Raw genomic sequence first — 18,151 nt, 5'->3', positions numbered from 1 at the left:
CGCTCCGGGGATGCGGCCTCCGTCGTGCGCGGCCGGTCGCGCCTCAGGTGAGGTAGCGGTAGATCGGGTCGTCGGGGTCGATGCGCTCGATCTGCATGTTCGAGGCGGCCATCCGCGAGAGCAGGGGCTCGAAGTTCTCCTTCGCACCGAGCTCGATGCCGACGAGCGCGGGCCCCTCCTCCCGGTTGTTGCGCTTGATGTAGTCGAACAGGACGATGTCGTCGTCCTGCCCGAGCACCTGGTCCAGGAAGCGCCGCAGCGCCCCCGGCTCCTGCGCGAAGGTGACCAGGAAGTAGTGCTTGAGGCCCTCGTGGACGAGGGAGCGCTCGACGACCTCGTTGTAGCGCGAGACGTCGTTGTTCCCTCCCGAGACGACGACCAGGATGCCGTCGCCCGAGTCCCCCTGCGAGTCCGCGGCATCGTGCGCCGCGGCGGCGGTCCGGTGCGCCTCGGACCTCTGCGCCTCGGACCCCTGCGTCCCGGTGCCGATCGCCTCGGCCTCGTCGGCGCCGTCGGCCCGCACGAGCCCGGTCGCCACGGCCGCCGCGGCCAGTGCGCCCGCGGGCTCGGCGATGATGCCGTCGGTCTGGTAGAGCGCGAGCATCTCGGTGCACACGGCCCCCTCGTCGACCGCGACGAGGTCCGGCCCGATGGCCTGGGCCGCGCGCAGGGTCTCCGCGCCCACGCGGCGCACGGCGGCACCGTCGACGAAGCGGTCCAGGTCGTGCAGGGTCACGGGGCTGCCGTGGCGCATGGCGGCCGCCATCGAGACCGCGCCCGCGGGCTCGACCGCGACCACGCGCACCGAGGGCTCGCGCTCGCGCAGCCAGGTGCCGCATCCGCCCAGCAGTCCGCCGCCTCCCACGGGCAGCACCACGGTGGAGATGTCCTGGCCGTGGTTCTCGCGGATATCGGTGAGCGCCTCGAGGGCGACGGTGCCCTGGCCCGCCATGATCTGCGGGTGGTCGAAGGGCGGGACCATGGTGGCGCCCGTGCGTCGGGCGTCGTCGGCCGCGGCCTCTGCGGCGTCGTCGAAGGTGTCGCCGATGAGGATCAGCTCGACCCGGTCGCCGCCGAGCGTCGTGATGCGGTCGCGCTTCTGGCGGGGCGTGGTGCCGGGGACGTAGATGCGGCCGTCGATGCCGAGCGCCTGGCACGCGTAGGCCACGCCCTGGGCGTGGTTGCCGGCGCTCGCGGCGACCACGCCGGCGGTGCGGGACGCCGCGTCCAGGGAGTCCATGAACAGGAAGGCGCCGCGCAGCTTGTAGGAGCGCACCACCTGCAGGTCCTCCCGCTTGAGCCAGACCGGCACCCCCGCGATCGCGCTCAGCCGCTCGCTCAGGTGCACGGGAGTGCGGCGCACGATGCCGTCCAGGCGCGCGGCGGCGGACTCGACGTCCTCGGCGGCGAGGACGGGCTGGGGCGTGTCAGTGGCGGACATGGAGTCTCCGGAAGGGGTCGACGACGGACGGGCGGTCGGAGCGGGATCGTCGTGCCGCCGACCGCACGGGGTGCGCACGCACGGGTGCGGCGCGCCGGCGGAGCGGACTCGGGACGACGTGGATCCTGCCCCTGCACGGACAGTACGCAGATCTGCGCGAGGGTGCACCCGCGGTCGTCAGGCGGTCACGAGGTGCGGCGCTGGGGAGCTCCGGGACGGCCGGGAGCGGGGCGTCCCGGCGGCCGATGGCGGGCCGGGCGCACGGGGGAGGGGCGCGCGAGCAGGCGCTCGACGTCGTCGAAGACCACCTGGGGATCGGTCTCCAGCAGCAGCGGCATCCCGGAGACCACGGGGATGCGCAGACTCTGCGGGATCTCGACGGTCGCGATGATGAGGTCGGCGTGGAAGTCCTGGGAGAGCATGTCCATCACCGTGGTGGGCAGGACATGCGCCTGGATGCCCCGGTGCGCGAGGTGCTCGCGGACCTGGCGGGCCAGATGCGCGGAGGCGGTGACGCCGGAGCCGCTGACGACTGCGATGGTGCGCACGGACGCTCCCTTCCTTCGAATCCGGGCCGCGGTCCGGGCGACGCCGGACCCCGCGCCATGTGGCGCAGGTCACCATCTTGGCACGCGCGGGGCCGGACGACCAGGGGGTCCGAGGGACGGACCCGCCCGTCACCCCGGGCGCTCGTCCCGCACAGGGCTCGGTCCGGCGCCATGATCCGGCCGCAAGGACCTGGGACGCGCCGCGACCCCGGACGGGATCCGTCCGGGGTCGCGGTGGTGATCCCTCGTCCCGCGGGGCGGGACCAAGGTTTGATCAACGGTCGATCAGGAGGCGAGGACCTCGTCGAGGATCGACTCGGCCTTGGTCTCATCGGTCTTCTCCGCGAGCGCGAGCTCGGAGACCAGGATCTGCCGCGCCTTGGCGAGCATCCGCTTCTCCCCGGCCGAGAGGCCGCGGTCCTGATCGCGACGCCAGAGGTCGCGCACGACCTCGGCGACCTTCTTGACATCCCCCGAGGCGAGTTTCTCGACGTTCGCCTTGTAGCGGCGGGACCAGTTGGTGGGCTCCTCCGTGTACGGCTGGCGCAGCACGTCGAAGACCTCCTCGAGTCCCTCCTTGTCCACCACGTCGCGGACGCCGACCAGGTCGACGTTGTCGGCCGGCACCTCGATGGTGAGATCCCCCTGGGCCACCTTCAGCTTGAGATAGGTGCGCTCCTCGCCCTTGATGGTGCGGCTCTTGACCTCCTCGATCAGCGCTGCTCCGTGGTGCGGGTAGACGACGGTCTCGCCGACGGCAAAGTTCATGTGTATGGCCCCTTTCCTGCCTATGAGTCTATCACGGGCGCGTCTGATACAATTCGCCGCCGCTCGGCAGAACCGCAGGTAGGAGCGGGTGCGAGGGGCAGGGGTGTGCGTCGGTCCGGCCGACGTGCCGGGGGCCGTCGCGCATGCCCGGGATCACGCGCCCGCGGGGCTCGTCGTGCCCGGTGACAGGGCCGAGGTGCGCTACCCTGGACCGGTACGGCGTCGCCCTCCGGCGCGGCGTCCCCGATCCCTTTTCCCGTCCGGTCGCCCCTCCGGACGGACATGAACAGGAGTCCCCGTGAAGTCCCTGCGTCGCACCCGCCTCGCCCTCACCGTCGCCGCCGTGGCGCTGTCCGTCGGCGCGACCGGCTGCAGTTACATGAACCCGGTGCAGACGCACGACTTCTACCAGGCGGCAGACGGCACGAACGTCAGCCTCCAGGACTCCTCGAAGAACTTCACCTTCGGCGTGCGCAACGCGGTCGTCGTCGTGAACGACGACAAGCGCGGCGAGCTCCTCGCCTCGGTCGTGAACTACACCGACGAGGACGCGACCGTGACGCTCGAGGGGACGAACGACGGCGACGTCATCTTCTCCCAGCGCGTGAAGGTTCCCGCGAACACCACGATCCAGGTCGAGCCGAAGGACCTCCGCAAGGACCAGGACCCCGAGGAGTCCACGCCGCTCGAGATCGGGGTCGACGATTTCCCCGTCGCCGCGGGCGCGACCATGGAGCTGACGATGACGGTCGACGGCCAGAAGCGCACCGAGACGATGCCCGTCACCGACACGAGCCTCTCGTACTACAAGGGCTCGGGCGGCTCCGCGTCCGACGGCGCGGCCTCTGACGGCGGCGCGTCCGACGGCGGTTCGGGCTCCGGCGAGGGCTGATCGGGCCTTCCCGCCGCGCCACCCGTGCATCGCCGCTGGCGCATCTGCCTTCGCATACGGATCGGGGCGCCCACCTTCTGGTGGGCGCCCCGATCCGTATGCGGGGGAGACGGGCTGAGCCTCTCGGAGCCGAGCGCTCCGGGGCTCGACCCTCCGGCGCTCAGCGCTCGAGGGCCTCGAACTTGTAGCCGAGGCCGCGCACCGTCACCAGGTGGACGGGGTTCTTCGGGTCGGGCTCGATCTTCGCGCGCAGGCGCTTCACGTGGACGTCGAGGGTCTTCGTGTCGCCCACGTAGTTCGCGCCCCACACCCGGTCGATGAGCTGACCGCGGGTGAGCACGCGGTCCACGTTGCGCAGCAGCAGCTCGAGCAGCTCGAACTCCTTGAGAGGCAGCGAGACGTCCTCGCCGCGCACCGTCACCACGTGGCGCTCGACATCCATCTCGATGCCGCCCGCGCGCAGGGTCACGTCCTCCTCGTCCTCGCCGGTGTCCTGGCCGCGGCGCAGCACCGCCTTGATGCGGGCCAGCAGCTCGCGCGAGGAGTAGGGCTTGGTGACGTAGTCGTCGGCCCCGAGCTCCAGCCCGAGGACCTTGTCGAACTCGTCGTCCTTGGCCGTGAGCATGATGACCGGGACGCTCGAGGTGCGGCGGATCTCGCGGCACACCTCGGTGCCGCCGATGCCGGGGAGCATGAGGTCGAGCAGGACGAGGTCCGCGCCGTGGGTCGAGAAGATCCGCAGCGCCTCGTTGCCGGTGCCGGCGACGGCGACCTCGTACCCCTCCTTGCGCAGGGAGTAGGCGAGGGGGTCGGAGAACGACTCCTCGTCCTCGACGATCAGGATCCGCGTCATCGGCGTCCTCTCTCTCGTGCGGCGGCGCCGCGCTGGATGGATGATACAGAGGCTGACGCGCCGGCGGGGCCGACGACGTCCGGAGCGGCGTGGAAGATCAGGACTCCTCCGCCGCAGGTCTGCCGCCCTGGCCCACCGTCACCGCGTCGGTGCGTCCCATCTCGGGGATGCGCAGCACGAAGGTGGATCCCTGGCCCTCCATCGACCAGGCGGTGACCTCGCCTCCGTGGTCGGTGGCGATGTGCTTGACGATCGCGAGGCCCAGACCCGTGCCGCCCGTGGAGCGGGAGCGGGCGCGGTCCACGCGGAAGAAGCGCTCGAAGACCCTCTCGAGGTCCTCCTTGGAGATGCCGATGCCCTGGTCCTTCACGGCGATCTCGACCATGCCGCTGTCGCGGCGCACCGAGACGCCCACGCGGGTGCCCTCGGGCGAGTAGGCGATCGCGTTGGAGATCAGGTTCGACAGCGCCGTGGTGAGCATCGTCGTGGAGCCGTAGACCTGCAGGCCGGAGGACGCGCCGCCGCTGAGCTCGATGTCCGAGCCGAGAGCGAGGTTGCGGTTGGCGCTGAGCGCCTCCTCGACCACGTCGTCCACGTCCACCGCGCTCGCGTCGGGCAGCGCCGAGGCGCCCTGGACGCGAGAGAGCTCGATGATCTCCTGCACGAGGTGGGAGAGGCGCTGGGACTCGGTCTGCATGCGCTGGGCGAAGCGGCGCACGGCCTCGGGGTCGTCGGCCGCGTCCTCCATCGTCTCGGCCAGCAGGGTGATCGCACCGACGGGCGTCTTCAGCTCGTGGGAGACGTTGGCGACGAAGTCGCGGCGGGTCTCCTCGACGCGCACCGCGCGGGTGCGGTCCTCGGCGAGCAGCAGCACGCCGTGGGAGCCGAGGGTCCCGAGCCGCACGTCGATCACGGACTCGGAGTCCTCCGGGCCCTGCCGGCGGATCGTCAGGCGCTCGTCGCGATAGCCGCCGTTGCGGGCCACGTCGGCCGCGAGCTCGACCAGCTCCTGGTTCGCCAGGCGCGGGTAGTCGCCGCTGCTCGCGCGCACGATCCCGTAGGAGTACGCCAGCGGCGAGACGCGCAGCACGTCGCCGCCCGCATCGAGCACCACGTAGGCCGTGGAGAGGATCGCGAGGACCTCGGAGGCGGACTGGGGGACGACGGCCGTCCCCGCGGGCGAGGGGGTCTGCGCGGGCCGGTCCTGGCGCACGAGCGACAGCGTCGCCGCACAGCCGATCACGAGGCCGATGGCCCCGGCGAGGACGAGGAGGACGGACGCAGGCACGCCCCCATCGTAGAGGCAGGTGAACGGCGCTGAATCACCGTCGGCGGAGTCGGGGCGGGCGGGTCGGCAGGAGTTCACGAAGCCGTGCCCTCGCGTTCACATAGGGTTGCGACCATCGGACGTCAGCACGCACGCGTCCCGTCGGCACGATCGCCGGGACGGCCGCGACGGCCGGACGGCCACGACGGGGATGACGGCCACCACGGCCATGAGGAGAAGAGGGGCACATGCGCGAGGCCTACAGGAGCGACCTGCGACACCTGGTCGAGGATCTGGTCGAGATGCTCGACCTGGTCCGGTCGGGGCTCGCGGACGCCTCGACGGCGCTGCTCGAGGGGGATCTCGCCCTGGCGGAGCGGGTGATCGCCGCCGATTCGCACATCGACGACGATCAGATGCAGATCGACGAGAAGATGATCGAGCTGCTCGCGCGGCAGGGGCCGGTCGCGAGCGACCTGCGCCTGCTGGTCGCGGGGCTCCGGATGAGCTCGACCATCGAGCGCATGGGCGATCTCGCCGCGCACATCGCGATCGTCGCGCGCCGCAGCCACCCGCAGCTGGGGGTGCCCGAGCGCCATCGCGAGGAGTTCCAGCGCCTGGGCGAGCTCGCCCTCGGCGCGGTCACCTCGAGCGCGAAGGTCATCAGCGACAACGATCTGGCCCTGGCCGCGCAGGTCGAGAAGGACGACGACGAGCTCGACTCCCTGCAGTCCGAGATCTACCGCTCGATCGCCCGCAACGACGACTACTCGAGCGCCGAGGTCATGAACCTGACCCTGCTCGCCCGCTACTACGAGCGCATCGGGGACCACGCCGTCTCGCTCGTGCGTCGCGTGGGCTTCCTGGTCACCGGCGACACCCTCGACTCGCGCGGCGCCCTGGGGGATCCTGACGAGGAGTGAGAGCGCGCCGACGCGGCGCAGGCATGCAGAACGGGGCCCCGACCGGATCGGTCGGGGCCCCGTTCTGCATGTCGCAGCGGCTCGGGCCGCGGCTGCTCGGGCCGCGGCTGCTCGGGCCGCTGCGGCAGGTGCCGCGGAGGAGATCAGCCGCGATTCGCGCGCGGGCGGCGCTCGGTGATCTTGCGCGCCCCCACCTCGGTGCCGTTGCGGGCGGCCTGACGGATCGCCTGCAGGACCACTCCCGTGAGCAGGGTCCACACGATGATCTGCCAGGCGGGACGCTCGTTCTCAGGGTCCGTGATGGCCTTGACCTCCTGCTTGGAGGCACCGGACTTCTTGGCCTCCTTGCGGGCGGCCTTCGTCTCCTTGGCGGAGCGCTTGATGTTCTTGTTCGTGGGGGCGTCGTCGTCGACGACGGCGTTCCACACCGCGGTGATCACCTTCTGGCCGACGATGCCAGCGGCGATCGAGGCACCGGTCATCGCGATCTTCACCAATGGGTTGGGCACGTGAGCCTCCTGCTCGGTGTGGGGTCGGTGTCGGGGACGGTCCGATGGTACCTGCGCGACCTCGGTGCTCGGCCCGCTCTTAGTACTCGCCCTCGTGCGCGGCGAAGTACTCGTCCATGGTGTCGTCCTTCAGGGCGGTGCGCAGGGCCTTGGTGTCCTCGTCCTCGGTGGCCACGACGCTCGCGCCGCCCGAGGTGGTGTACGGATCGCCGTGGGGGACGCCCAGGTAGTGGATGTCGTCGCCGCGGATGCCGCGCATGGAGAGCCCCAGGCTCACCAGGGCGCTGCCGGTGAGGTCGTCGTCCGTGGTGAGGTACGGGGAGATCACCTTCACGGTCTCGGAGATCCTCGAGGGGCTCGACAGCGTGTCCCGGCTCAGCAGCTCGGAGACGATCCCCTGCAGCAGCGCCTGCTGGTTGCGGTTGCGCTGGAAGTCGCCGTCGGCGAACGCCTTGCGCTGGCGCACGAAGGTCAGGGCGGTCGCGCCGTCCATGTGCATCGAGCCCTTGGTGAAGGTGGTGCCGTCGGCTGTGAAGTCCTGGCTGACCTGCACGTCGACCCCGCCGAGTGCGTCGACGAGACCCTGGATGCCCTCGAAGTCGATGAGGGCGGCATGGTCGATGCGGGTGCCCGTGAAGTCCTCGACGGTGCTCACCGCGAGCGGCACCCCGCCGAAGGCGAGCGCCGCGTTGATGCGGTCCTTGCCGTGTCCGGGGATGTCCACGTACAGGTCGCGCGGGAACGACATGACGTAGGCGCCGCTGTGGTCCTCGGGGATGTGCACGAGCATCATCACGTCCGAGCGCTGCCCCGAGACGTGCTCGGCGGCGGCGTCCTCCGCATTGCGCTTGTCCGAGCCCAGCAGCAGGATGTTCTCCCCGCCGGCGTCCTCCGGCCGGTCGCCGTCGGACGCCCCGCGGTCGATGCTCACCGTGGTGCGCTTCTCGTAGGAGCCGTTGAGCGAGGCGAGGTAGCGGCCCGCGATGATGCCGACCGCGGCGATCAGCACCACCAGGATCAGCAGGATGATCAGCAGCGCGCGTCGCCTGCGGCGTCGGGGCGGGCGCGTGTCGCCGTCCTGCTCCCAGTCGCCGGGCAGGTCGATATCGGGCTCGCTCATGGGGAGGTCCTCCGGGGTCGGGCCGACGGGCGGCGGGGGAGCGGGATCGGGCCCGCGCTGCGCGCGCGGGGCGAAGGATGCGGGGAGGGCCGACGGGGTCGGTCCTGCGTCCGCGGTGCGGACTCAGGCGCCCGACGCGGGCGCTTCCGGGTCAGAGTAGCCCGGCTCAGGGCGCGATCCGCGGACCCCGTAGGCGAGATCCCAGACCAGGCGGCCCGCGTCGAGCGCCTTGCGCTCGAAGCTCGTGCGCACGCGGCCCTCGAACCGCGGTGCCCAGCCGCGGTCCGGAGTCTCCTCGGGCACGGGGTCGCTGGGTTCGCCGGCGGGCCGCGGACCGCCCGGGTGCAGGGACTCCAGGCGCGGGTCCGCGTCCAGGACCGTCCGCATGTGCGCGGCGTACTCGGCCCAGTCCGTGGCCAGGCGCAGCACGCCGCCCTCGGCCATCAGAGGCAGCACGGCGTCCAGCAGGGGAGGGTTCACCAGGCGCCGCTTGTGGTGACGGGACTTGTGCCAGGGATCGGGGAAGAAGATCCAGAGCTCCCGGATCGACCCGGCGGGCAGCAGCGTGGGCAGGGAGTGCAGCGCGTCGAGCGCGACGAGGCGCACGTTGCTCGGCGAGCCCGCGCGCTCGATGCGGTCCAGGGACTGCGCGATACCGGGCAGGTAGACCTCGAACGCCAGGTGGTCGCGCTCGGGGTGCGAGGCGGCCGCCGCGGCGATGTTCTCGCCCTGGCCGCTGCCGATCTCGACGACGAGCGGGGCGGCCCCGGCGGGCTCGCGGCCGAAGACCTCGCGGGGATCGAGGCGCGCACCGGGGTCGGGGACCGTGTCGCGCTCGCCGCGGGGCACGTCCAGCACGAAGTCGCCGGCGAGCCGGTCCCAGGCCTCCTGCCGGCTGCGGGAGAGCCGCGTCCCGCGGCGCACGAAGGAGACGACGTCGCGGCGCGGACGCTCGGACGGCGGGTTCTCGGGCACCATCGCGCTCAGCGGACGCGCTTGAGGGAGTCGCCGTCGACCTCGACGGTGACCTCCGGCAGCGGATCGGCGGCGGGCCCGCGCAGCACGTCGCCGGAGGACGCGTCGAAGCGCGACCCGTGGCAGGGGCAATCGAGCTCGGCGCCGTCGTGGCCGACGGCCAGTGCGCAGCCCTGGTGGGTGCAGTAGCCGGACAGAGCCGTGACGTCGCCGCCCGAGCCGCGCACGATCGCGACGTAGGGCTCCTGGCCCCCGAAGTTCACGAGCGTCGTCGCGTTCTCGGGGATCTCGGAGAGCGCGACCGCATCGTCGGAGGCCTGCACGGGGTCCGCGTTGCCGAAGCCCTCATCGTCCGGCCCGCACGCGGCGAGACCGGCCGTGGCGGAGGTGCCGAGGGCGAGCGCGCCCAGGGCGCGGCGGCGGGAGAGGCAGGGGCGGCGATCCATGCCCGCCAGGATACTCAGCGGACCGGTGCCCGGCGGGGATCAGACCTCGTCGGCCGCGAGCTGTCGCGGATCCCACGTCAGCAGGCCGCGGGCGCGCCAGCCGCGCGCCGTGACGGCGTCGAGCGCCTCCCGGCGAGCGGCGGGGGAGAGCCGGTCGAGGTAGAGCGTGCCGTCGAGGTGATCGGTCTCGTGCTGGAGGCAGCGGGCGAGGACGCCGCCCTCGTCGCTCACCTCCACGGGCTCGCCCTCGAGGTCGATGCCGGTGACGCGGGCGCCCGTGAAGCGGGTCGTCGGCCAGCCCAGTCCGGGGACGGACAGGCAGCCCTCGATGGACTCCTCGTCCAGCACCAGCTTCCCGAAGCGCTCGAGGCGCGGGTTGATGACCACGCCGCGGCGCTCGACGCCCGCGCCGTCCTCGCACGAGTAGACGAAGATCCGCCACCGCGCCCCGACCTGGGTCGCGGCGAGTCCCGCGCCGTCGGCCGCGTCGTTGGTCTCGAACATGTCGGCGACCAGGGTGCGGATGTCCTCGGTGACCTCGCGGACCCGACGGGTGGGTCGCTCGAGGGCGCGATGGCCGAGGATCGTGATGGGGCGGACGGTCACGGACGGTCTCCTGGGGGATCGGCGGGGGAAGCGGGCTCGGATGCGGGTGCGGGTGCGGTCGTGGATGCGCCGTCGGATGCGGACGGTGCGCTCGGGCGCGTCGGCGTGTGCTCGGCGGGCGTCGGCGCGAGTGCCGCCGGGCGCGCGATCACGGGCACGGGCTGCTCGGGCCCCGTGTGCACGGCGCTGCGGCGGGGAGGGTTGATCGCGAAGGGGCTGCGGGCGTCCACGATCGCGATGCTGCGGGGCGCGTGCAGCGGCTCCCCGCTGTTCGCGGACTCGCTGACCTGCCGTCCCACCTCCTCGTTGCGGTCCGCGACCCCGGCGAGGAACTCGAGGGAGTGGGAGGCGTGGGTCTCCAGCGCCAGATGGTGCCAGGCCGGCAGCCCGGAGGCGATCTGGCGGGCGCGCAGCAGCTCGGCGTCCAGGGCGGCGCCGGCGACGATCACGATGTTCGCCAGCCACAGCAGCAGCAGGATCCCGATCGCGCCGTTCAGCGCGGGCAGCAGGTCGGAGATCCGGGTGAGCTCCCCGGTGAGCCGTCCCAGCAGCTGGGCGGCGCCGAACAGGAGCAGCACCGCGAGGGTTGAGCCGACCGTCATCACCCGGTACCGCGGGAGCTTCACGTTGGGGAACAGGTAGTAGGCCAGCGAGATCGCGACGATGAGGATCGCCAGCAGGATCGGCCACTTCACGACGTTCCAGACGTCGAAGGCGATGCGCGGGATGCCCACGAACTCGCCGACGCGCTGGGTGGCCTCGCCGCCCACGGTGACCACGCCCGCGATCATCAGCACCATCACCACGGCCAGGACGGTCTCGCCGAACACGATCGTGCGGAACCACAGGAACGGCCGGCCCTCGCGGGTGTCGTAGACGTGGTGGAGGGCGCGATGGAAGGCGGCCATCCCGTTGGAGGCCGAGAGCAGCGCGCCCAGCGTGCCCAGGATCAGTCCCAGCACGCCGCCGCGCGTCGTGGACAGCGCCAGCAGGGCGCGCTCGTAGGGGTTCGGATCGACGCTCGGGAACACCTCGGTGACCAGGTCGCCGAGGGTGTCGACCGTGCGCTCCTGGATGCCCAGCATGGAGACCATGGAGATCATCGCGATCGCCGCCGGCAGCACCGAGAGCAGCATGTAGAAGGTCATGGTCCCGGCGACGTCCCAGACCTGGATGTCGATCAGGCGGATGCGCACGCGGTCCAGCACGTGCCAGATGCTCAGCCGCGGCCGGTCGATCGTGACCTCCCGGCGCGCCCCGCGCCTCACCGCCGCGGGCCGACGGGGCGCGCGCCCCGGGCCCGCGCGGGAGAGCTCATGCCCGCGCCCCCTGCTCCTCGTGGCGGCCGTCCGGATCCTCGGTGACCACGGGGAACTCCCACGGGGAGTCCGGGTCCGCGGGGACCGAGGAGGTGAGGATCGAGCCGTCGGCCCGCCGGTCCCCGAGTCCCACGGGCTCGCTCAGATCGGTGTCGTCCAGCCGCGGGCCCTGGTCCGCGAGGTCGACGCCCGCGCCCTCGGCCGTGATCCGCACGCTCTGCCCGCGCACGGAGACCTCGAGCTCGGGGCCGTCCTCGAGGGTGAACTCGATGCGCTCCTGGGTCACGCGGGTGCTGATGCGCGACCCGCGCACGGTGAGCGGGAAGACGAGCTCGGGCCAGGAGACGGGCAGGCGCGGGTCGAAGCTGATGGCGCCGTCGTCCTGGCGCATGCCGCCGAAGCCGTGCACGAGCGCGTTCCAGACGCCGCCCGCGGAGGCGATGTGGACGCCGTCGGCCGTGTTGCCGTGCAGGTTCGCGAGATCCGCGAACAGTCCCGCGTGGAAGTAGTCGAGGGCCGCGCGGTGGTGGCCCACCTCCGAGGCGACGATCGACTGCACGACCGAGGACAGGCTCGAGTCGCCCGTGGTGATCGGGTCGTAGTACTCGAAGTCCGCGCGCTTCTCCTCGAGGGTGAACTCGCTGCCGCGCAGGAACAGTGCGAGCACCACATCGGCCTGCTTGAGCACCTGGAAGCGGTAGATCACCAGCGGGTGGAAGTGCAGCAGCAGCGGCAGCGCCTCCGGCGGTGTGGCCGGGAGGTCCCAGACCTCCTTGTCGAGGAAGGAGTCGTCCTGCGGGTGGATGCCGAAGGCCTCGTCGCGGCCGACGTGCATGCCCTCGGCGCACGCCTCCCACTGGGCGGGCTCGGCCTCGTCGAGGTCGATCTTCGCGGCCAGGTGCTCGTACTCGACGGGGTTGCGCTCGCGCAGCGAACGCACGGCCTCGGCCGCGCGGCGCAGGTTGAAGCGCGCCATCACGTTGGTGAACATGTTGTTGTTCACCACGGTCGTGTACTCGTCCGGGCCGGTCACCCCGTGGATGTGGAACTCGTGGCGGTCGTCGCCGTGGCTGCGCCAGAAGCCCAGATCCGCCCACATGCGAGCGGTCTCCGCGAGCACCTCGATGCCCTCGCGGTCGTAGAACTCGAGGTCGCCGGTGACGTCCGCGTACTGGGCGAGGGAATGGGCCACGTCCGCGTCGATGTGGTACTGCGCGGTGCCCGCCGCGTAGTACGCGGAGGCCTCGTCGCCGTTGATCGTGCGCCAGGGGAACAGGGCGCCGCGCTGGTTGAGCTCGCGCGCCCGCTCGCGGGCCTTGTCCAGCAGGTCCACGCGGAAGCGCAGCGCGTTGCGCGCCCAGCGCGGCGAGGTGAAGGTCAGGAACGGCACGACGTACACGTCGGTGTCCCAGAAGTAGTGGCCCTCGTAGCCGGAGCCGGTCACGCCCTTCGCGCCCACGCCCAGCCCGTCGGCCCGGGCCGTGGCCTGGGCGAGCTGGAACAGGCACCAGCGCACGGCCTGCTGCTCGACGGGATGGCCGGGGATGCGCACGTCGGTGCGGCCCCAGAAGTCCTCGAGGAACGAGCGCTGCTCGGCCTCGAAGTGCGCGAGGCCGTCCTGCCGCACCCTGTCCAGGGTGCGCCGGCAGCGGTCGAACAGCTCGCGCACCGGCAGGAACGCCGAGGAGTGGTAGGAGACGGCCTTGGTGATGCGCAGGGTGGAGCCCGGGACCATCTGCGTGCGGAAGACGTGCTTGCCCTGGTCCGGCTCGGTGGAGACCAGCTGCTCGACCTCGAGGTCCGAGTGCACGCTGTGGTCCGCGCCGATCGCGAGCGACATGTCGGAGTCCGCGGTGCGGTAGCCCAGCAGCATCCGGCGCTCGCTGTGCCAGTCCTGGTGGGGGATCAGCACGCGGTGGTCGAAGCTCGTGGTCCGGCGCGGGTCGTCCTTCTGCGCGGTGCGGCCGTGGACCCCGAAGTCGTCGCTGCCGTCCTGGCGGTTGATGATCTGCGAGGAGACGGCGACCGGCGCGCTGCCGTCGAGCATCTCCAGCTCCATCGTCATCTGCGCGAGATGGCGATGGGTGAACGAGATCATGCGGCTCGTGCGCACGCGGATGCGCTTGCCCGCGGGCGTGCGCCAGATCAGGTCGCGGCGCAGGACGCCCTCGCGGAAGTCGATCGTCCGCTCGTAGGTCTCGAGCTCCGCGGTGTCCACGAGCAGCGGCTCGTCGTCCACGTAGAGCTTCATGACGGTCGAGTCCGGCACGTTGACGATGGTCTGGCCGGTGCGGGCGAAGCCGAAGGCGGACTCGGCGTGGTTGATCTGCCAGGTCTCGTGGAAGCCGTTGATGAAGGTGCCGTGGGCGTGGACCGGCCGCCCCTCCTCGGGGGTGCCGCGCATGCCCAGGTAGCCGTTGGCGACCGTGAAGAGCGTCTCGAGCTGGCCGAGGTCCCCTCCGGGTCGCGACTCCACGAGCCGCCACTCGTCCACGGGCAGGTGCTGGCGGTCCACGGGGTCGCCGGTGACCACGTCGCGGGGGTTCATGCGCGCTCCTCGCTGGGGATGAGTCGGTCCAGGTCCTCGACCACGAGGTCGGCCCCGGCGGAGGCGAGGGCCTCTCGGCCCGCGCCGCGGTCCACGCCGACGACAGCTCCGAAGCCGCCCGCGGAGCCCGCGCGCACGCCGGAGACGGCGTCCTCGTAGACGACGGCGCTCTGCGGCTCGGCCCCCAGCAGGCGCGCGGCGTGGACGAAGGTGTCCGGAGCGGGCTTGCCCGGCAGGTCCTCCTGCTCGGCGACGTTCCCGTCGACCACGATCTCGAAGCGCTCGCGCAGGCCGGCGCCGCGGAGCACCTCCTCGGCGTTGCGCGAGCTGGAGACCACCGCGAGGCGCGCGGCGGCGGGCAGCGCGTCGAGATAGGCGACGGAGCCGGGGTAGGGGGCGACGCCGTCGCGGCGGATCAGCTCCAGCACGCGGGCGTTCTTGTGGTTGCCCAGGCCCCGGACGGTCTCCTCGCCCTCGGCCTGGTCGGACGGGTCGTCGGACTCGCCCTCGGGCAGGGTGATCCCCCGCGAGGCGAGCATCTCGCGCACCCCGTCGTAGCGCGGGCGGCCGTCGACGTGCGCGAAGTAGTCCGCGTCGGTGTACGGGGCGGCGACGCCGCGCGAGGCGAGGAACTCGGAGAACATCTCGGCCCACGCGGCCATGTGGATCTCGGCCGTGGGCGTGATGACGCCGTCCAGATCGAAGAGATGGACGGGGAGGCTCTGCGGGGAGCGGCCATGCGAGGAGGCGGGCGGCGGGCTCTGGGGCGTAGGGCTCGGATGCACGCGCTCCATGCTAGGTCCACGCGCGCCGCCGACCGTGGACGGGCGCCGCATGTCGAGGATGTGACCTGCGCGCGGCGCCCCGTGCACATCGTGCGTCGGGCCCTGGCGGGTCGCCGTGCGTCCGACGTACGATCTGGGCGCCTGCGTCACGGCAGCGCCCCACCTCTCGAGCCTCTCCCTTGCAAGGAGCCCGGATGACCGCTTCTGCGGCAGCCCCTCTCGTCGACGCGGTCCGAAGGACCCTCGACATCGTCCCCGGCGAGGACGCGATCGGCGTCACCTCCACCCTCTCGACGAATCTCGCACCGGCGCCCGTGCGGCTCTGGCCCCTGCTCACCGATCCCGCGCAGCTCGTGCAGTGGTACGGCCCCGTCACCGGGGACCTCCGCGAGGGCGGCAGCTTCCGCGCGCCCGCCGCGGGCGGCCGCGTGCTCGAGGTCGAGGCGCCCCATGCCCTCCATCTCACCTGGGAGTACGAGGGCCGCCAGGACGACCTGCTGCTGCGGCTGGACCCCGTGGACGACGGCTCGACCGCCCTCGAGCTCGTGCACACCACCGCCATGGATCCCGGCGTCTTCGCGCAGTTCGGGCCCGGGGCGCTCGCCGTCGGCTGGGACCTCGCCCTGCTCGGCCTCGCGGCCTTCAGCCGCGGCTGGGAGGACATGTGCGGCCGCGCCGTGCCGCTTCCCACCCCGCAGTGGCTCGCGGGCGACGAGGGCCGCGGGTTCGTGCGCGCCTGGTCGATCCGCTGGGCCGCCGCCTCGGCCGCGGCGGGCACCGATCCCGACCAGGCCCGCCAGGGAGAGATCGCGACCACCGCCGCCTACGGCGGGGCGAGCCCCGCCGCCGTCTGAGCCGCCCCGGTCACAGCCGGAGCCGCCTGGCCCGGGGCGTCCTGCTCAGGAGTCGACCGCGACCGCCCGCACCCGGGCGCGCGGATCGCCCGCGACGAGCGCCTGGTCCACGAGCGCCCGTGCGAGGTCCTCGCGCGGGATCGCGCGGGTGCGCGGATCCTGAGGATCGGCCGCCGCGCCGTCGGCCCGCACCAGGCGGGGCGAGCGCGTGCCCAGCAGGTCGGTGAGCCGTCCCGCGCGCAGCAGCGTCCAGTCCAGCCCGCTGCCCGCCACGAGCATCTCGCAGCGGCGCAGATCGCGGGCGCGCGCCGCCGGGTCCGCGGCTCCGCGCAGCTCGCGACCGATCTCCCCGAGCACACGGCGCAGCGAGCGGTCCACCCGCGGGGCCGCAGGGTCACCGTGCAGGGCGAGCGAGGACGAGGCGACGAGCCGGGGGACGCGGCGTCGGCGCATCCCGCGGATCACGCTCATCACCAGGTCGACGTCGTCCGCGCCGGGGCCCGCGGCCCCGGAGTCGCCCGCCGCGGCGGCGTCGGGGTCGAGGGCGAGGACGACGGCGTCGGCGCCCTCGAGCGCGTCGAGCAGGCCGACGGGATCGCCCGGGTCGATGCGCACGAGCATCTGGGCGGGGGAGATGCGCGCGAGACGGGTGGGGTCCTCGGCGGCGCTGACCACCTCGAGCGAGCGCAGCAGCGCATCGCGGGCGACGGCCTCGCCGAGCAGCCCGTCGGCCCCGAACACCGCGATCCGAGGGTGGGCAGATGTCGGGTCGGGGCGCGCGCTGCTCATGGGGCCACGGTATCCCGGAGGCTGCACCCGGGCACCCACGGCCGCTCCCTCCCGGCTCCGTCGGCCCTGGTCCGTCCCGCGCGGCTGGACGGTCTTTGCCCTGGCGAACGATCCGATGGGAGAGTAGGGGCGTGACATCGCGCCCCTCCTCCGCCCCCGAGAGGCTCGGAGGAGCAGACGCCCGCAGCGTGATCCGCTCCCTCGTCGGCCCGGTGTACGCACCCACACTCATCGAGGCCTCCGGCAGCAACGCGCTGCTCCCCGTGATCCCGCTGCTCGCGCTCGCGCTCGGCTTCTCCGTGCCGATGACGGCCGCGATCACCCTCGTCTTCGGGATCGCCGCGGTCCTCGGCCCCATCCCCGCTGGTCGCCTCATGGACCGGGTGGGCGCGCAGCGGGCGCTCGTGGGCACCGGCGTGGTGCTCGTGATCACCAACCTCGTGGCGCTCGTGGTCATCGGCCGCGGACTCGCCGAGGGGCCGACCCTCGTCCATCGCGTCATGCTCGTCGTGCTGCTCGTGGTGATGGCCACGAGCTCCCAGGTGTGGGCGCTGGGGCGCCAGTCCTACCTCGGCGGGGCGCTGCCCGCGGCGGTCCGCGCACGGGGGATGACCCTGTTCGGCGGCATGATGCGCATCGGCCAGGTCGTCGGACCGCTGCTCGGCGCGGGCGTGACGGCGCTGGGCCACGAGAGCTGGGTCTTCGCCCTGTTCGCCGTGCTCAGCGGGGCGGCGACGATCATGGTCGCGGTGTTCATGGTGCCGGGGGAGGGCCGACGGGCGCCGCGGGCGCGCGCGGAAACGGCCGACGGGCGCTCCCGCGGTGCTCCTTCCCGACCGGATGCGCCCCGGCGCAGCGCCGCCCGCTCGCGCCTTACCCGCGGGGTGCTCGCCCGCATGCTCGTCGTCGGCCTGGGCATCACCCCGCTGATGATGGCGCGCGTGAACCGGCCGACGATCGTCCCGCTGCTCGGCGCCGTCCTCGGGGTCGACGCCACCACGATCTCGATCATCTTCGGCGTCTCCGCCGTCCTCGACATCGCGCTCGTGGTGCCGGCCGGCGTGCTCATGGACCGCTTCGGCCGCGCCGCCGTGGCCGTGCCGTGCTCCCTCATCATGGGCGTCGGCTTCGTGCTCATGGGGGTGCTCGCCCTGCGCGCGGGCACGACCGGCGGCACGGTCGCCGTGCTCGCCCTGCTGATCCCGAGCCTGCTCATCTCGCTGGGCAACGGCCTGGGCTCGGGCATCGTGATGACGCTCGGCATCGACGTCTCCCCGGTGCACGGACGCACCACGTACCTGGCCTGGTGGAACACGATGATCGGGGTGGGCCGGCTGACCGCCCCGCTGCTGGTCACCGTGATCACCCTGGTGGCGCCGGTGGCCGCCGCGGCGATCGCGAGCGGCGTCCTCTGCCTCGGCGGCGGGGCCTGGCTCGCCCGCGTGCTGCCGCGGCACACGCCCGCCCCCGAGCCGCGACGAGGGTGAGCGCGGACGACGATCGTCGGA

The 18,151-nt window shown here is 72.7% G+C and carries 18 protein-coding genes; 4 read left to right on the top strand and 14 right to left on the bottom strand.

What is annotated here, in order from left to right; all coding sequences use genetic code 11:
• Window positions 1-43 precede the first annotated feature (43 nt).
• From Bra3105_RS05735 to Bra3105_RS05725, 3 genes are all read right to left on the bottom strand, one after another.
• Complete coding sequence (locus Bra3105_RS05735) at window positions 44-1,441, bottom strand: pyridoxal-phosphate dependent enzyme (RefSeq protein ID WP_228358960.1); 1,398 nt, start codon at window positions 1,439-1,441, stop codon at window positions 44-46.
• A gap of 185 nt (window positions 1,442-1,626) precedes the next feature.
• The gene (locus Bra3105_RS05730) at window positions 1,627-1,989 is read right to left on the bottom strand and encodes a PTS sugar transporter subunit IIB (RefSeq protein WP_228358959.1); all 363 of its coding nucleotides are present in this window, start codon (window positions 1,987-1,989) and stop codon (window positions 1,627-1,629) included.
• A 285-nt stretch (window positions 1,990-2,274) separates the two neighbouring features.
• Window positions 2,275-2,757 carry a CarD family transcriptional regulator gene (locus tag Bra3105_RS05725; RefSeq protein ID WP_152352076.1) on the bottom strand — a complete coding sequence of 161 codons (483 nt, stop codon included), beginning with the start codon at window positions 2,755-2,757 and terminating at the stop codon, window positions 2,275-2,277.
• 298 nt (window positions 2,758-3,055) lie between these two features.
• Here Bra3105_RS05725 and Bra3105_RS05720 point away from each other — a divergent pair, with 298 nt between their 5' ends.
• Window positions 3,056-3,649, top strand: coding sequence for a hypothetical protein (locus Bra3105_RS05720; RefSeq protein WP_228358958.1), 594 nt, complete (start codon window positions 3,056-3,058; stop codon window positions 3,647-3,649).
• Window positions 3,650-3,809: 160 nt separating this feature from the next.
• Here Bra3105_RS05720 and Bra3105_RS05715 read toward each other — a convergent pair whose 3' ends face one another.
• A complete protein-coding gene (locus Bra3105_RS05715) occupies window positions 3,810-4,502 on the bottom strand; it encodes a response regulator transcription factor (RefSeq protein WP_200503201.1) in 693 nt (230 codons plus the stop codon).
• A 97-nt stretch (window positions 4,503-4,599) separates the two neighbouring features.
• Window positions 4,600-5,790 carry a sensor histidine kinase gene (locus Bra3105_RS05710; protein WP_228358957.1) on the bottom strand — a complete coding sequence of 397 codons (1,191 nt, stop codon included), beginning with the start codon at window positions 5,788-5,790 and terminating at the stop codon, window positions 4,600-4,602.
• 227 nt (window positions 5,791-6,017) lie between these two features.
• Here Bra3105_RS05710 and phoU point away from each other — a divergent pair, with 227 nt between their 5' ends.
• A complete protein-coding gene (gene phoU / locus Bra3105_RS05705) occupies window positions 6,018-6,692 on the top strand; it encodes a phosphate signaling complex protein PhoU (RefSeq protein ID WP_228358956.1) in 675 nt (224 codons plus the stop codon).
• A gap of 143 nt (window positions 6,693-6,835) precedes the next feature.
• On the opposite strand, the gene Bra3105_RS05700 is transcribed toward phoU, so the two are convergent.
• From Bra3105_RS05700 to Bra3105_RS05665, 8 genes are all read right to left on the bottom strand, one after another.
• A complete protein-coding gene (locus Bra3105_RS05700; RefSeq protein WP_152352072.1) occupies window positions 6,836-7,201 on the bottom strand; it encodes a DUF4235 domain-containing protein in 366 nt (121 codons plus the stop codon).
• Window positions 7,202-7,280: 79 nt separating this feature from the next.
• Window positions 7,281-8,321 (bottom strand): LCP family protein, encoded by a 1,041-nt coding sequence (locus Bra3105_RS05695; RefSeq protein ID WP_200503198.1) that lies wholly within the window; start codon window positions 8,319-8,321, stop codon window positions 7,281-7,283.
• Between the two features lie 123 nt (window positions 8,322-8,444).
• Complete coding sequence (gene trmB / locus Bra3105_RS05690; RefSeq protein WP_228358955.1) at window positions 8,445-9,299, bottom strand: tRNA (guanosine(46)-N7)-methyltransferase TrmB; 855 nt, start codon at window positions 9,297-9,299, stop codon at window positions 8,445-8,447.
• A 5-nt stretch (window positions 9,300-9,304) separates the two neighbouring features.
• On the bottom strand, window positions 9,305-9,742 hold the full coding sequence (locus Bra3105_RS05685; RefSeq protein WP_228358954.1) for a QcrA and Rieske domain-containing protein: 438 nt from the start codon (window positions 9,740-9,742) through the stop codon (window positions 9,305-9,307).
• Window positions 9,743-9,781: 39 nt separating this feature from the next.
• The gene (gene def, locus Bra3105_RS05680) at window positions 9,782-10,348 is read right to left on the bottom strand and encodes a peptide deformylase (RefSeq protein ID WP_228358953.1); all 567 of its coding nucleotides are present in this window, start codon (window positions 10,346-10,348) and stop codon (window positions 9,782-9,784) included.
• The gene (locus Bra3105_RS05675) at window positions 10,345-11,616 is read right to left on the bottom strand and encodes a YhjD/YihY/BrkB family envelope integrity protein (RefSeq protein ID WP_228358952.1); all 1,272 of its coding nucleotides are present in this window, start codon (window positions 11,614-11,616) and stop codon (window positions 10,345-10,347) included. Before Bra3105_RS05675 ends, def begins: the two co-directional genes overlap by 4 nt.
• 46 nt (window positions 11,617-11,662) lie before the next feature.
• The gene (locus Bra3105_RS05670; protein WP_228358951.1) at window positions 11,663-14,215 is read right to left on the bottom strand and encodes a glycoside hydrolase family 65 protein; all 2,553 of its coding nucleotides are present in this window, start codon (window positions 14,213-14,215) and stop codon (window positions 11,663-11,665) included.
• Window positions 14,212-14,913: an HAD family hydrolase gene (locus Bra3105_RS05665; protein WP_267062411.1), complete on the bottom strand. Its 702-nt coding sequence runs from the start codon at window positions 14,911-14,913 to the stop codon at window positions 14,212-14,214. The genes Bra3105_RS05670 and Bra3105_RS05665 overlap by 4 nt, the downstream gene beginning before the upstream one ends.
• Window positions 14,914-15,194: 281 nt before the next feature.
• Here Bra3105_RS05665 and Bra3105_RS05660 point away from each other — a divergent pair, with 281 nt between their 5' ends.
• The gene (locus Bra3105_RS05660) at window positions 15,195-15,854 is read left to right on the top strand and encodes an SRPBCC domain-containing protein (protein WP_200503191.1); all 660 of its coding nucleotides are present in this window, start codon (window positions 15,195-15,197) and stop codon (window positions 15,852-15,854) included.
• A 45-nt stretch (window positions 15,855-15,899) separates the two neighbouring features.
• Here the strand turns inward: Bra3105_RS05660 and Bra3105_RS05655 are convergent, their stop codons facing one another.
• Window positions 15,900-16,643 carry an NAD(P)H-binding protein gene (locus Bra3105_RS05655; RefSeq protein ID WP_228358949.1) on the bottom strand — a complete coding sequence of 248 codons (744 nt, stop codon included), beginning with the start codon at window positions 16,641-16,643 and terminating at the stop codon, window positions 15,900-15,902.
• 131 nt (window positions 16,644-16,774) lie between these two features.
• Here Bra3105_RS05655 and Bra3105_RS05650 point away from each other — a divergent pair, with 131 nt between their 5' ends.
• On the top strand, window positions 16,775-18,130 hold the full coding sequence (locus Bra3105_RS05650) for an MFS transporter (RefSeq protein WP_228358948.1): 1,356 nt from the start codon (window positions 16,775-16,777) through the stop codon (window positions 18,128-18,130).
• Window positions 18,131-18,151: the final 21 nt, after the last annotated feature.

Origin of the sequence: Brachybacterium halotolerans subsp. kimchii, assembly GCF_020792675.1 — a bacterium.
GTDB classification, from domain to species: Bacteria; Actinomycetota; Actinomycetes; order Actinomycetales; family Dermabacteraceae; genus Brachybacterium; species Brachybacterium halotolerans.
The sequence above is the reverse complement of the archived record's forward strand: the minus strand, read 5'-3'. Positions and strand labels throughout refer to the sequence as shown.